The sequence below is a fragment of the Streptomyces sp. R11 genome (genome assembly GCF_041051905.1).
Lineage (GTDB): Bacteria > Actinomycetota > Actinomycetes > Streptomycetales > Streptomycetaceae > Streptomyces.
In genome coordinates, this window is the sequence record NZ_CP163432.1 from 5887780 (window position 1) to 5902441 (window position 14662).

Consider the following 14662-nt stretch of genomic DNA (forward strand, 5'->3'; position numbering starts at 1 on the left):
CCGATCGCGTCGCTGCGTGTCCCTTACGGAGCGTGTAACCGTCCCTTACCCGGCGTATCAGGAGCTTAGCGTTCTGGGTGCTCCTCCGAAACGGGAATGACCGGTTCTGCCACGCCGTTCGGCCCTTCGCCACCGCAGCGGGGGACGCAGCCGGTTCGCCAGGTCCACGAGTGCGACGTACTCGCGCTCGGTGGGCGCGTGCGGGCCGAGTTCGCGGATCGCGTCGGACAGTTGCTCGCGGTCGCGATGGTGCAGGAAGTGCGCGTACCGGATCTCCGCGCGCAGTCCCGCGGCCGCCGCCGCGTCCACATCGAGGCCGTCCAGGCCCGCCCCGGCCCGTTCCAGGTCGTCCCCGGTGGGCTCCCGGTGGGCGGACTCGTCGAGGACCATGACGCTGAGGCGTACGGCCGCCACGCGCGCCTCGCGTTCGTAGCGGAACTCCTGCGCCAGCCGTACGGCCGTGCCCACCGCCTCGGTCCGCTCGCCGGACAGCAGATGGACGCGGGCCAGGCCGAAGCCGGCCGCGCCGAGTGCGGGGGTGGTGTCGAAGACCGCGCCGTAGTGCGACCGGGCGGCGGCGAGGTCGTCCCGGAGTTCGGCGCACAGGCCGAGGGCGAGCTGCGGTATCAACTCGCCGGGGACCGCCTCCCGTACGGTGCCGAACGCCCGGGCGGCCGACTGCGCGTCCTCGCGGGACAGCGCGATCAGGCCGGAGTACCAGGCGTGCAGCCAGTGCCAGTCGGGCAGGCCCGCCGCCGCGAGTGTCCGCTCCGCCAGCTCCGGGTCCCTTCGGCGCAGGGCGAGCCGGCTCTCCGCCAGGGCGCGTCCGGCCGAACCCGCCATGTCCGGGGCGTCGGGATCGGACAGCGGGGCCGGGAGCGCGGCCGCGATGTCGCCGGGCTCGGGGGAGGCGAACGGCGCGCGCATCGTCAGCGTCGCGTCCTCGCCGGGCCGCGCCTCGACCCAGTGGGCGAGCGGCCGGGCCGCCCCGAGGCCACCGTGCAGGGGCTCGGGCATCGAGCCGAACAGGGCCGACGGGCGGGCCACTTGACGATGGGCCGGCGCCGCCGCGACGACCTGCCGGATGACACCGCTGAGCTGTTCCGCGAACTGCCGCGCCGACACGAACCGTCGCCAGGGCTGCTCGGTGTCCGTGGCGCGGTCCAGCAGCAGCCGGAGCGAGTCGACGCCCGGCACCGAGCGGTCGGTCCAGCGGGAGTGGCACATCTCGCGCAGAGTCATGCCGAGGGAGTACAGATCGAAGCCCGGCGTGGGACGCCGGTGCTCCGGATCGCCCTTTGGGGGTGCGTACGGCGGGGTGTACGCCACGACCGGTCCCGCGTCCTTCTGGCTGCGCACCGCGCCGAAGTCGATGAGCCGCACCCGGTCCAGCGCGCCCGCCGGGCTCTGCTCCCGGAACCGGATGATGTTCAGGGGTTTGACGTCGCAGTGCAGCAGGCCCCGGGCGTGCAGATAGTCGAGCGCCTGGAGGATGCGGATGCCGTGCGCGAGGAGGGTCTCGAGACGGTCGCCGTCACCCGCCGAGAGCGGTACGCCCGGGACGTACTCCAGGACGAGATGCGGGCCCTCGTGCTCGTAGCCCAGGATGCGGACGATGCTGTCGTGCCGGAGCCCGACCAGGACGTCCCGTTCGTGCAGTGCGGTCCGTGCGACCGACTTGTTCAGGGCCTTGAGGACGACGTGCGTGGCGAGGTTGCGGTCACGGACGAGGTAGGCCGCGCCGTACGCGCCCGAGCCGAGGACACGTTCGACGTCGTAGCGGCCGGCGATGGTGAGGCCGCTGGGCTGGGCGAAGTCGAAGCGGGTGCCGCAGCGGGGGCAGAAGCCCTTCGTCCGGCCCGGTTCGCCGACAGCGCCCCTGCCGACCGGCTCCCGGCAGGAAGGGTTCGCGCAGAAACGATGCTCCTCGGCAACGGGGTCCGCCGACCGGAGGGGTAGATCCGGGACCTCGGGACCCCGGTCGGAGTCGACCAGCCCGAGCCCGTACCAGGGGTCCGGCCGCACCTGTGCCACGCCGACGCCCGCTCCCCGCACCGGCTCGGGAACACGGACCGGCGGCGCGGCGTGGTCCCGCGGCAGCGGGCGCCGGTCGCATGCTTCGCAGAAGCCCTGCTCGTCGACCTCGCCACGCTCGCAGTCGGGGCGATTGCACATCGGCACGGCGTCACCCTTCCTCGATACGGCGGTTGACCTCGTCCACGTACCGGCCGACCGACCGGCGGGCGGCCGCGAGGTCGATCGGCACGGTCTGCAGTGCGCGGGCGGCGGGGGCGTGCAGTTCGGCGAGACGGCGGTCCTCGTCGCCGAAGTACCGGGCCGCTCGCAGGCGGTGCAGTTCCAGGGTCGAGGAGAGGTCCTGGTGGGCCCCGGCCAGCCGGCGCACCTCGCGGTCGTAGCGGCCCACGGCGGCGCGCGCGGCGACGGCCCGGTCGTGGACCGCGGTGAGTTCGGGGCTGGGCTCCGTCACCCGGGCGACGGCCAGCCGGACCCGCAGCTGCGGCGCCGCGCGGGGCGGCAGCCGGGGCGGGGCGAAGAACCGCACGCCCCACTCCTGTTCCAGCGCGGCCGCGGCGTCCTCCTCGGCGGCGAGCAGTCCGACGACCCCCTGGGCGTTCGCTGCGGTCACGGCCCCGACGGCGGGTCCGCGGATCGGGTCCGGGTCCAGGGACACGTCATGGGCGAGGCCGTCCGGCGGAGTGCCCTCGAAGCCGAGGACGAGACGGAGGCCCCGCGACCGGGCCCGTCCGGCCAACTGCCCCAGCAGATCCCGTACGAGCGCCTCCGGGTCCTGCGCCCGGTCCACGCCGCCCACCACCAGACAGGCGGGCGGCCGGCGCCGCAGCAGCTGCCGCGTCACCGCGCGGGCGTCCCCGCCGGGGAGCCCGAACCGGCGCGCGAGATAGCCGCACACGTCGGCGACCGACCTGCCGCGGGCGTCGTAGGCCGCGTCGATGACGCCCAGCCCGAGAACCGTGTCGCCGGGCGCGCCCGTGAGTTCGTCGTCGGAGACGGTGGCCCGGGTCGCCGGGTCGGCCGTGCGCACGAGGCGTACCAGCCAGGAGTCGCCGACCGCGGTCGTGCCGCCGGTGCCGACGACGACGGTGCCGGACCAGGCGCTGTCGAGCAGCCGGGTGAGCTCCTGCGTCAGGGCGAGCCGCAGCGGGTCGACCAGCACGTCGTCGGCCAACTCGCCGCGTGTGCGGCCGAGTTCGTCGGTGGGGTCCCCGTCGAAGAACCCCAGCTCACCGATGCGGGGCAGATACGACAGCACCGTCTCGGTGGGCAGCATCCAGGCCGCCTTCGCATCGCCGTCGACGTAGTCGGCCACCACGATGCCGATGACGCGCCCGTCGAACTCGCCGCCCAGCGCCATCACTCCCGCGCCCGAATACCCGGGCTCGATCCACGGATCGCCCTCGCGCACCCGCTTCAGCAGCCCCCACTCGCCCTGCCGGCCGCCGGACCCCGCGAGCCGCGCGTCCGTTCCCATGCCGATCGGGTCGGCATGGGGAAAGCCGTACACGCGCACCGAGCCGCCGGAAATGGGTGCCTTCCACAGGGTGGTGCGGGTGCCGCACCCGGCCGGTTCGTCGAGTTCGAGCAGGGCCACGTCGCCGCGCTGCGTGTCGTCCCTGTGCACCCAGGTGCCCGGCGCGACATGCGCGATGCGGCTCCACTCCGGGCGGCACGCGACGCTGCTGATCCGCACGTGAGCCGTGGTGCCCCCGGGGCCCGCTCCGGCGTCCCGGACCACATGCGCGCAGGTCAGCACATGCCGGTCGTCGAGCAGTACTCCGGCGCCGCACGGCGTGCCGTCCTCGTCGTCCACCCTCACGCGCCATGGACCGTCACTGTGGTGATGCAGCGCCATATGCCCACGGTATGGCAACGGACGCCGCATCGACCCGAGTTGTCAGGCCAGGTGAGCCCTGTCCCTCAGCCATCCGGGTTCCCCGCGGTGTCGGCTCCCTCCGCGTGCAGTTCCAGGCTCACCGCCAGTTGGATCTGGGCGTCGACCCAGGCCGGGACGGCCGCCGTCGCGCCGTCGCGGTGGAGGGTCGTGTCCAGGTCGCGTACCAGGCGGGCGGCCGTGTGCAGACCGGCGCGCTGGAGTGCCGCCGCGCTGTCGGTCAGGCGGGTGCGGGCGGGCGTCGTCAGTCGGCGCAGACCGTGGTGGGCCGCCTGGGCCAGGGCGGTGAGGGCCGATTCGAGTGCCGTGGTGATCGGGTCCGTGGGACGGGCCCGGGCCATGGCGAGGGTGGTGTCGCCTTCCCCAGGGGCGAGGTCGGGGATGATCACGCCCTTGGAGGTCAGTACGGCCAACGGGTCCAGCACGATCCTGCCGTGTGCGCGGTTCAGCATGCCGCTGACGCCGTGGACCTCCTCGTCGCCGAGCGCGGCGGCGAGCGCGTCCAGGCCGCCCGGGCAGAGGGGGTTGTATGCGGCGCGGACCAGGATCTCGTTGCCCGCCGGGTCGCGTACGACCGCTTCCAGCCGCTGCGCGGCGGGGTCGTAGCCGACGGACTCCACGGCGGCCACTTCCACCACCCGTACCGACTCCGCCTCGACCCGCGGGCGGATCAGACGGGGCGGCCGTTCGCCGGCGGCCCGCAGGTGCCCGGCGGTGTCCCGGAGCAACAGGCTGCCGGGCAGTTCCCGCCAGGCCGAGCCGAGCGGGGTGACGCTCGTGGCGGCGATGCGGCCCCGGGAGATGGAGACGGTCCGGTCGGCGGCGCGTGAAGTGTGCTCGCTGACCACGTTCGCGGCGGCGAGAGTGCGCAGGGGCGAGCCGAGCAGGCGGCGGCCGGCCAACTCGTGCCCCGTCAGGGACTGGTCCTCCGTCAGCTCCCAGCGCTTGCGCAGCACCAGCGCGATTCCGGCTTCGGCGTGGGCGAAGTACGTCTCGGCGGTACGGTCGCGCGCCGTGCCGCCGATCCGGCAGCCGAGCGCCATCAGCCGCACCCGGCGCAGCGGTGTCTCCGGTGCCTCCGTGGTGCCCAGCACTCCTACCGGGTCATGGCCGGCGGCGCGGTGCCTGGCGTGCAGCTCGGCCAGCAGCAGGGCGAAGCGCTCCGCCTCGTAGTGCGTGCCGCGTGTGGCGTACGCGTCGATCTGCTCCCGCAGTTCGGCCACGGCGCCCGCGGGCCAGTGCAGGGAGGCGGCGGTCAGCGACTCCCGGGCACGGGCGAGGGAGCCCGCGAAGACCGGGCCCGCCTGCTGGACGCCGTCCAGGAGGAGGTCGTCGGCGAGGGCCAGGGCGGTGCGGAGGGGTCCTTCGGTGAGTTGTGCGGTGGCGGTGGGGGTGTGGGCGCCGACGCTCACCTCGGTGGGTTGGGGGTTGGTGGGGGTGGCTGTGGTGGCTGCGGCTTTGGTAGCCGGCGTGAGGGGACCCGCTGCGGACTTTGCGGTGGCCGTGGCCTCTGCCGGCTTCGCGCCGTCCGTGCCGTCCGCGGCCCGGAACGCCCAGACCGCCAGGGTCACCACCTCGCCGCGCAGTGCGGCGGACGCGTCGGTGAGGGCGTAGCCCAGCTCGTGGGGGACCGGGAAACGGACGGTGCAGGTGGGCAGTTCGACGCGGGGTTCCGGGTCGGCGGCGGTAGGACGGTGCAGTCTGGCGACGTAGCCGCGGTCCTTGACGCGCTGAGCGGCGGAGAGCGCCGCCCGGCCCAGCGCGGCGGTCAGGGCGGCGTCGTCGAACTCGGCCGGCGTCCAGTCGACGAACTCGGCCTTGGCTGCGGGCGAGTCGGCCTCCGGGGCGGACGCGGCCGTGCGCTGATACGCGAGCACCAGTCCGATGCGGTGGCGGCACACCCCCGTCGCCGCGCAGCCGCAGTCCGCCGCGTCCAGGCCGAGGCCCGGCGGGAGAGCCGTGTCCGTCCCGTCCGGGAAGCGTCCGCGTACGGTGCCGTCGTCGGTGACGGTCACCTCCGGGCCGGAGCCCGCCGCCAGGTCCTTCTCGGCACGCTTGACGAGGCCGCGGTTGGCGAGGGAGGCGAGCGTCTGGGGCGTCAGGGCCAGCAGATCGGTGCGGATGGTCGTTGGCTGTGTCATCCCAGTCGTCCCGGTCATCCGAGACCTCCCGGTCCGCCCTGTCCGCCGGGCCCGCCCTGGCCTCCCCGGCCGACCTTCTCCGCCACGAACTCGGCCAGCCGGCCCGGCGTCATCGCGCCCACCGGGGCGCCGACCTGCGCCAGCCGCCCGGCCAGGTCGCGGTCGTAGACGGGGTCGGCGGCCTCGTCGAGGGCGGCCAGGCACAGCACGGTCGTGCCCTGCTCGACCAGTCGGCGCACGGTGCGGACCAGGCGATACGGGTCGCCACCCTCGTAGAAGTCGGAGACCAGGGCGACGATCGTGCGCCGGGGGTTCTCGACCAGTGAGGCGCCGTAGTCGACGGCCCGGGCGATGTCCGTGCCGCCGCCCAGCTGCACCCCCATCAGCAGTTCTACGGGGTCGGTCACCTCCGAGGTCAGGTCGACCACCTCGGTGTCGAAGGCGACCAGGTGGGTCTTCAGGCCCGGCAGGCTCCACAGACAGGCGGCGGTGACGGCGGAGTGGATCACCGAGCCGGCCATGGACCCCGACTGGTCCACCAGCAGCACGAGTTGCCACTGTTCCAGGTGGCGGCGGGTGCGCGAGTGGAAGTGCGGGCGCTGGATGAGGATGCGGCGTTCCTCGGGCTGGTAGTGGGCGAGGTTGGCGCGGATGGTGGTCCGGAAGTCGAAGTCGCGGGCCAGGGGCAGCCGGCTGGGGCGGCGCGAGCGGGAGCCGGTGAACGCGCGGCGGACCTCCGGGCGCAGGCGCTCCATCAGCTGCCGTACGACGGTCTCGACGATCCGGCGTGCCGCGGCCAGCACTTGGGGGTTCATCAGGTGCTTGGTGCGCAGGACGGCGCGCAGCAGGGTCTGGCTGGGCTCGACTCGGGCGAGGACGTCCGGATCGGTGACGATCTCGTGGATTCCGTACTGCTCCACGGCGTCCCGTTCGAGTCGCTCCACCGTCTCCTTCGGGAACAGCCGGTGGATGTCGTCGAGCCAGTCGACGGCGGTGAGTTGGGACGGCCCGTTGCCGCCCTCGCGGGAGTCGGACCCCGACCCGCCTCGGCGCACCCCTCGGCGGCGCAGGTCCTCGTCACGGCCGTAGAGCCAGTCGAGCGCGGCGTCACGGGCGACGGCGGAACCGCGCAGCGGACCGGTGCAGCGCTCGGCGGGGGAGCCGAGGATCAGTCGCCAGCGTTCGAGGGTGGGGTCCGGGGAGGTGAGGTCCGGGGCTGTGGGGTCCGGAGTGCCGCCGGACCCGCTCGGCGTCTCACCGGGAACCGGGGAGTTCATCGCACCGCCCCCAACCCGTGCCGGTCCAGCAGTCGGGCCGCGTTCTCCTCCAGGGCTCGGGCGCGGGCGAGTTGCAGCGGGTCGGCGGTCGTCCGCAGCAGGGAGCGGGCCGAGCCGTGCGCACCGCGCCGCTGAAGCAGGCGTTCCGCGATGCGCTCGCGTTCACGGGGCGGGAAGAAGGCGAAGGCCTGGCGGAGGGCGGGCAGGCCGGTGAGGAAGTCGTCCTCGGCCATTGCGGCGACGATGCCGTCCAGGACGTCGATCAGGGGCACGCCGTCGGCATCCGCGCCGTCGGCATCCGCGCCGTCGGCATCTGCACCGCCGGTATCCGCGTCCCGGGGGACATCGGCCGTCCCGCCCACGGCGACCTCCTCGCGTGCCAACGCGAACAGACCGGCCAGCCAGTCGCCGAGAGTGTCGGCGGCGTCGGCCGAGAGAGCCTGCACGGCCGTCGCGGGGTCGTCGGGGACGCCCAACGCCCAGCGCATTCCGAACGCGGCGCCCCGCAGGTCGGCCGGGGCACGCCGGTCGCGGCCGATGCGGGAGGCGGCCTCGGCGGCGGCCTCGCGGGTGACCGACAGCAACTCCGGGGCGTGCAGCAGCGCGTCCCGGGCGGCGGCCATCGCGCGCAGCCGCGCGAAGTCCACACCGGGGCCGCCGTGCAGCCCCTCCGCCAGCCAGAAAACGCGGTCGGCGGCGCCCGCGACGACGCTGCCCAGCAGTCGACCGCGGGCCACGCCGAACACCCGGTCGTGCCGCCACAGCCCCAGCGCGGCGGTCAACACCTCGCCGAGCGGGCCGAGTTCCGGGACCCGGCCGACCTGCTTCGCGAGCGCGTCCAGCAGTTCGTCGCAGAGCGGGCCGACGCCGCACAGCACCGCGTCGAACAGCAGCCCGGCCAGCGGCCCTGCCGCCGTGCCCGCGGCGCGCGCCCGCTCACCGAGCGTCACGGAGGCCGCCTCGTCCAGCCGCGCTCCGTACGCACCCGCCTCGATGAGCGCAGCCTCCCGTCCGCTCGCCGGGCCGGGCTCCCAGCGCTCGGTGAAGACCGGATCGGCGCCGTCGGATGGGCCCGAGACCCGGGTGAAGCCGGGAACGCCCAGTACGCGCAGACGATGCAGGACCCGGCTGCGCGCCAGGCCGTCCGGGCCGGTGAGGTCGAAGGTGACCGGTGCGTCCGCGTCGGCCAGGCCCAGGCGGGCGAGCTGCTCGGCGACGTCGTGCACGAGCGGGGGCAGGGGTGTGTCGGGGTGCAGCCGGCCCTCGGTCTCACCGGCGCAGGCGGCGACCATCTCCACCACGACCGGATGGGTGCCGGCGCCGAGCGAGCCCCTGCCGGTCCACGGCAGCGGCTGCTCCAGATCGTCGCTGATCAGCGCACCGGCGAGACCGTCGAGCACATCCACCCGGGTCTCATACGGATGCCCCCGCATCAGGGCCAGCCCCTGGGCCAGACCGCGCGCGGCGATCAGGCCGGCCGTGGACACCGGGATCCTGCGGGCACGCAGCCGCTCGGCGACGGAGCGCAACAGGCCCTGTGCCGCGGCGCCCGGACCGCTGTCCCACAGCTGCTGGTAGTAGCCGGGCGAGGGCATGCCGGACTGGTAGCCGGAGAAGGCGTCCAACTGCCGGAAGGAGTACGGCACCAGGAAGCTGCCGCCGAGCGCACCGTCGGGCGGGGCGGGGACCTCCGGCCAGTCGTCGGCCCCGTCGGCCCCGCCGTCGCCGTGGCCGCCACCCGGGTACGACAGCGCGCGCAGCGCCGGCTGGTGGAAGCCGCCGGTCACCACGAGCACGGGCCGCTCCCCGGCGCGGGCCACGGCGGCCCGTACCCAGGACGCCATGTACTCCTCGCGCGCCCGGTCGCCGGGGTCGGCCTCGGCGTCGCCGCGGACCAGCTCGAAGTAGGCGTCGAGGCGGGCCCCCAGGCCGTCCGGGTCGTGCGGCTCGGCCCCGTCGCCCGGTCCGGCGACCTCGAACAGCCCGTCCCACAGAGCGTCCACCGAGTCCACGGCGAAGTGCGCGCACAGCCGTCGCGTCGCCTCCGTGTACCTCGCCTCGGCGTCGGCGTAGCGGTTGGTCTGCCGGTCGGCGCGTTCCGCGAACGCCGGATGCCAGGACGGCAGGTCGATGAACCGCACGTCCGCACCGGCGGCGCGACCGTCCCGCAGCGCGACCCACTCCGGGGAGTAGTCGCACAGCGGGGCCCACGAGGTCGCGACGCGTGTCTCGTCGCGGTAGTGGCTGAAGACGGCGACGGGCAGCCGGTGGCCGAGCAGCAACTCCTCCAGCCGGTCGTTCATGTCCGCCGGGCCCTCCACCAGGACATACGCCGGCCGCAGTGCCTCGATCGCGCGGCCGACCAGGCGGGCACACGCCGGCGAGTGGTGCCGTACGCCGAGGAAGACGGGGGAGCCGGAGTCGACGGTGTTCGTCATCAGTCCGCCAGGAGATGCCGTGCGTCGTGCAGCGCCTGCCATTGCGCCCCCTTGCGCCGGGGCACGTCCTGCTCCAGGAACCGCCGGAGCCGGGCGAGGTCCTCGGGGCTGTCCTTCGCCGCCGTGCCCGCCAGGCTCGTCACCACATCGGCCGCGCTGCCGGGCTCGCCCCGCAGGAACCAGGCCCGCACCCCCACCGCGTGCGCGACCGACACGGCCTCAGCGGTGCTCATCACCGTGGACATCCGCTCGCCGCGCTCCGCCGGGCCGCGCAGTTCCCGGAACGTGCCCACCAGGACCTCCAGCACGTCCCGGCGCGGCGCCGCCGCAACGCCCGACTGCCGCAGCAACGCCGTGGCCTCGGCCTCGACCAGCGCCAGCTCGGTTTCGAAGTCGGGAATGGGGAAGACCGTCTCGAAGTTGAAGCGGCGCTTGAGCGCGGCACTCATCTCGTTGACGCCCCGGTCGCGGGTGTTGGCGGTGGCGATGACGTTGAAGCCCTGCCGGGCGAAGATCATGCCCTGCGGCCCGTCCAGCTCGGGGATCGCGATGACCCGGTCGGACAGCAGCGACAGCAGGCAGTCCTGCACCTCCAGCGGGCAGCGGGTGATCTCCTCGAACCGCACGATCCGGCCCTCGGCCATGCCGCTCAGCATGGGCGCGGGGACGAGGGAGCGGGGCGAGGGGCCCTCGGAGACCAACAGGGCGTAGTTCCAGGAGTACTTGATCTGGTCCTCGGTGGTGGCCGCGCCGCCCTGCACGGTGAGCGCGGAACTGCCGCTGACGGCCGCCGCGATCAGCTCGGACAGCAGCGACTTCGCCGTGCCCGGCTCTCCCACCAGCATCAGGCCGCGGTTGGTCGCCAGGGTGACCAGAGCCCGCTCCACCAGGGAGACGTTGCCGACGAACTTGCGGCTGATGCCGGCCCGTTCGTCGCCCACGATGAAGCGGCGGGCGGCCCGCAGGCTGAGCTGCCAGCCCGGCGGCCGCGGGTCGCCGTCGCCGGCGCGCAGGGCGGCGAGTTCCTCGGCATGGCGGACCTCGGCAGGTGGGCGCTGGAGCTGCTCGTCGGCGTCCTCGACAGCCACGGTCGCGGTCACTTCGCGGTCACCTCCGTGAGGTCGGCCAGGATTTCGGAGGCGATGACGGGGCTGAGGTCGCCGAAGCGCAGCGGGTACGGGCGGCTGCTCCAGTAGTCGCCGGGGCTGTTGTCGAGCCAGACCTTCTCGAAGGTCTGGTCGGGGAACGTGTCGACCATGCCGACGGCGATCCCCTCGTCCAGACCGATGACCACGTAGTGGTCGTCGTCGATACGGCGGTGGAACCAGCGCTCCACGCCGTTGTCCTCCGGACTGCCCCGCTCCCAGCCCCGCTTGGCGAGGCCGAGCAGCTTGCCCACCGGTACCGTCGCGCCCTCGAACCGGGTCAGCCGGTGGCCGGCGGACTCCTCCTCGGTCAGGGCGTGCACGGCCCGGCCGAGCTGCGCGAAGGGCTGCAGGATCTCGTAGTCGGCGAACAGCTCCGACCAGGCGCCGAGATCCTCACCCAGGTGCAGCGGATGCGCCAGCCGGACGCTCGCCTCCTCGGGCAACGTCAGCTCGTCGTCCTCGACGTCGGCGAACGTACGGTCCTCCGCCACCCGGAACGCCGTCACCTCGCCGTCGGCCTCGCTGAGCCAGACCAGGCGCCGCACCAGATGCCACAGCAGGGGATGCGCCACGAACAGGTCCCGGAACTCCGCGGCCTGCCAGGAACGCTGGGTGACCATGGCCGCCTCCAGCCGCCGCACCTGGTCACCGGCGACCGTGCGGACGTCCTTCCTCAGTGCGGCGAACCGCTTGCGCTCGGCCGGCGCGAGCTCCGGGTCGTCCTTGGCGGCGGGCGCGGGCAGGGCCTTGCGCGGCTTGCCGTCGGCGTCGCGGACGTACGGCCGCAGCTGCTCGTCGAAGCCGACGGTGAACTGCCGGGTGCCGTAGTCGATGACCGTGCTGCCGTCGGCGTCGAGACCGAAGTCGGGAACGAGCCGGTCGCCCAGCTGCTCGGCGGTCAGGCCCAGCCCCTCCGCGACCTCGGCGATCTTCTCCTGGGCGCGGACCTTCAGGGCCTTGAACGGCACCCGCTGGGCGATGCCGTGCAGGTGCAGCAGCGCGACGTCGGTGCCGATCGTCGCGAGGACGGCCAGCCCCTCCACCGCGCGGTGGTGCGCTCCCTCGCCGGGCCACGCGCGCAGCACGGGAGTCAGGCGCCGGACGGTCTCGTCGTCCCCGAGCCAGCCCAGGGCGTGCAGCGCCCAGCTCTCCTTCGGCGGCATCCCGGCGAGCCGCCACTGCTCGAACAGGCCCCAGGCGAAGACGGCGAGGGAGTCGGCGGCGCAGTGCTCGGTCAGCACGTCGAGGCCGGGGTAGACCTCGCCGGGCTTGGACACCGCCAGCACGGTCAGGGCGTGCCGTACCGAGTCGGCGGGCAGCGCGCCACCCTCCTTCAGCAGGATCTGCGGCAACAGCGCGGGGTCGGCCCAGGCGCCCACGGCCGGCATACGTGCCGGAAGCGAGCTCTCCAGCGGATCGGCGGCCAGCAGCTCCTCGACGATGTCCGCGGCCTCCTGCCCGCACTCGGCGACGGCCTTCAGCACCGCTTCCCCGCCCTGGGCGTCCGCCACCAGCCGCAGTGCCTGCTCCGCGCCCCGGCGCACCATGCCGGGCTTGCCCACCGCGTGGGGGACCAGGAACGGGACGGCGGCCAGACCGTGCCGCACCAGCCACGCGCGGGCCGTCGCGTCGGCCGACTTCAGCCGGGCCAGCCAGTCGCACACCAGCGCGGCGACCTCGACACTCAGATACGGCAGGACCGGCGTTCCCAGGGTGGAGGGATGCCGGGCGGCGGCATGCAGCAGCAACGGCAGGGCGTGCACCTCGTGCTTGGCCGCGACCGGCTTGAGGGAGGACTCGCCGTCCCAGTAGTCCTTGGGGGCACAGACGGCCAGCAGCGGTCGTACGACGTCCTCGGGCCCGTCGACGAACAGCCGGACGTCGCGGACGTCCTGCAACTGCTCGCCCCGCTGGAGGGTTTCGATCTGCCTGCTCCAGGCGTACTTACCGCGCCACTCGCCGTACCAGGACTTGGTGCCGGCCCACTTCTCCCGCTCACCCGGCAGCCAGGCCACCCGTGTCTCCGGGACGACCGGCGTCTCGTCCGCCACGCGCGCCTTGCGGGCCGTACGCTTCTTGGCCCACGGCGGGCTGACCAGCAGTGCGGGCAGCGCCTGCGGCGGGGCGTCGGCCACTCGGTCGCTGCTGGTGAGCATCGGTTCGACGAGGTCGGCGACGGCGGCGGGCAGGTCGGGCAGCACGGCGGCCGTCAGCTTCCGGTGCGTATGGACGTGCGCGGCCAGCAACTGCCGAGCCATCGACGCGTACTTGGCGGAGCCGAGAGCCGCATTGCCCAGCAGGCGCAGCGCGCGGACCGGGTAGCGCCGCATCGCCTCCAGCACATGCGGGCGGACGTGCTTGTCCTCGACGCGGGCGAGAAGGATGCCGAAGGCGTCGTCCGAGGGCAGCTCGACCAGGGCGCCGGCGAGGATCTTGGTCCGGTCGGAGCCGTACGCGACGTCCAGCCCCTCCTCCAGCATGGGCGCGAACGCGGTGCCGGTGCCCTCGGCGAGCGTGGCGACGAACGCCATCGACCAGCCGCCCCAGTGCAGATGCAGCCTGCTGCCGAAATGGCCGAGCTGCTCAGGGGAGCCGATCGAGCACAGCAGCATCTCCCGGAGCAGCGGGTCGTCCACGACCTCGCCCGTGCAGCACTCGGCGACCCACTCCCGCTCGCCGGGCACCAGATAGGACACGACGATGCGACCACGCTCCGCGTCCCGGCACGGCGCGAGCGCGGCGACAGCCTCCCTGTAGGAGTCCTCGTCGGCCGCGGCGAGCAGGGCCCGCATCCGGTCCGCGAAGTGGGGGCGCGCCCACTGGGCCTCGACATAGCCGCCGACGGGCCGGAAGCGCAGCCGGGGATCCTGCCGGTTCATGCCGTACTGCTGCCAGTAGGCCTCGATGTCGAAGTACTCCACGACCGCGCGCGCGGCGAAGGCCAGGCCGTGGTCGTGGACCCAGGTGTCCACGAAGACCCCGCTGGGGAGCCGGTACTGCATGGTCAGCGCGGCCAGCGCGGCCGCGCCGAGCGGACTGGGACTCCCGCTGAGATGCGCGCGGGTCGCCTCGACGATCCGGGCGTCGCTCAGCGGGGAGGAGAGCATCTGCTCGATCCAGGACGCCGCCTCCTTCAGCCGGTCGGCCACCCGCTCCTCGGCGTCCTCGTGCGGAGCGACGGCGCCTTGCCTGATCCCGCCCCGCCTCGGGTGAACCAACCGCCGCCAGGCGGCCGGTACTTCGAAGGTCTCCTCGTCGGGCAGGACGATCTCGTCGAGCTCATCGGACAGGGCGGCCTCGTCGGCGCGGACGACCTGGTCCGGCGAACTCGGTGCCGGCTCCACAGCCTGCGCCGCATCCGCCGCATCGCCGACAGCGACCTCGGCCGAGACCTCCCGATACCCCTTGCGCTCCTTCTCCGCGATCGCCTTCGCCAGATGAAGCTGAGCCGCCTCGGCCGAGTCCAGCTCCTTCACCTGCGTACGGCCCTCCGCGCCAACTCGCCCGTAGCGCACGGTGACAGCGGCGCCCTCGGCCTCCGCCTCCCAGAACTTCGCCGAACCGTCCCCGACAAACTCCCAGCGCCGCACGGCCCCTCCCCTTCGCCGACCCCCCGGTCGGTGATCGTTCGATCAAGTGGCCGTCACAGTAACGGGGGCCACTGACAACGGGATGACCGTGTGAGCGCGGGGCAGCATCGGCCCGGAGGCGATGTCAGTGCCGGCTG

The 14662-nt window shown here is 74.0% G+C and carries 7 protein-coding genes; all 7 read right to left on the reverse strand.

The window, feature by feature from the left end:
• Positions 1 to 57: 57 nt before the first annotated feature.
• Positions 58 to 2175: a tetratricopeptide repeat protein gene (locus AB5J55_RS27385; RefSeq protein ID WP_369273176.1), complete on the reverse strand. Its 2118-nt coding sequence runs from the start codon at positions 2173 to 2175 to the stop codon at positions 58 to 60.
• A 10-nt stretch (positions 2176 to 2185) separates the two neighbouring features.
• Positions 2186 to 3892 carry a serine protease gene (locus tag AB5J55_RS27390; RefSeq protein WP_369273177.1) on the reverse strand — a complete coding sequence of 569 codons (1707 nt, stop codon included), beginning with the start codon at positions 3890 to 3892 and terminating at the stop codon, positions 2186 to 2188.
• A 65-nt stretch (positions 3893 to 3957) separates the two neighbouring features.
• Positions 3958 to 6072: a hypothetical protein gene (locus AB5J55_RS27395; RefSeq protein WP_369273178.1), complete on the reverse strand. Its 2115-nt coding sequence runs from the start codon at positions 6070 to 6072 to the stop codon at positions 3958 to 3960.
• A 14-nt stretch (positions 6073 to 6086) separates the two neighbouring features.
• Entirely contained in the window at positions 6087 to 7349 is a 1263-nt protein-coding gene (locus AB5J55_RS27400) for a VWA domain-containing protein (RefSeq protein WP_369273179.1), read from the reverse strand.
• Positions 7346 to 9787 (reverse strand): DUF5682 family protein, encoded by a 2442-nt coding sequence (locus AB5J55_RS27405; RefSeq protein ID WP_369273180.1) that lies wholly within the window; start codon positions 9785 to 9787, stop codon positions 7346 to 7348. Before AB5J55_RS27405 ends, AB5J55_RS27400 begins: the two co-directional genes overlap by 4 nt.
• A complete protein-coding gene (locus tag AB5J55_RS27410; RefSeq protein WP_369273181.1) occupies positions 9787 to 10887 on the reverse strand; it encodes an AAA family ATPase in 1101 nt (366 codons plus the stop codon). Before AB5J55_RS27410 ends, AB5J55_RS27405 begins: the two co-directional genes overlap by 1 nt.
• On the reverse strand, positions 10884 to 14525 hold the full coding sequence (locus AB5J55_RS27415; protein WP_369273182.1) for a DUF4132 domain-containing protein: 3642 nt from the start codon (positions 14523 to 14525) through the stop codon (positions 10884 to 10886). The genes AB5J55_RS27410 and AB5J55_RS27415 overlap by 4 nt, the downstream gene beginning before the upstream one ends.
• Positions 14526 to 14662 lie beyond the last annotated feature (137 nt).

Coding starts and splice junctions, on each gene's coding strand:
- AB5J55_RS27385 (WP_369273176.1), bottom strand. CDS start 2,175: ATGTGCAATCGCCCCGACTGCGAGCGTGGCGAGGTCGACGAGCAGGGC.
- AB5J55_RS27390 (WP_369273177.1), bottom strand. CDS start 3,892: ATGGCGCTGCATCACCACAGTGACGGTCCATGGCGCGTGAGGGTGGAC.
- AB5J55_RS27395 (WP_369273178.1), bottom strand. CDS start 6,072: ATGACACAGCCAACGACCATCCGCACCGATCTGCTGGCCCTGACGCCC.
- AB5J55_RS27400 (WP_369273179.1), bottom strand. CDS start 7,349: ATGAACTCCCCGGTTCCCGGTGAGACGCCGAGCGGGTCCGGCGGCACT.
- AB5J55_RS27405 (WP_369273180.1), bottom strand. CDS start 9,787: ATGACGAACACCGTCGACTCCGGCTCCCCCGTCTTCCTCGGCGTACGG.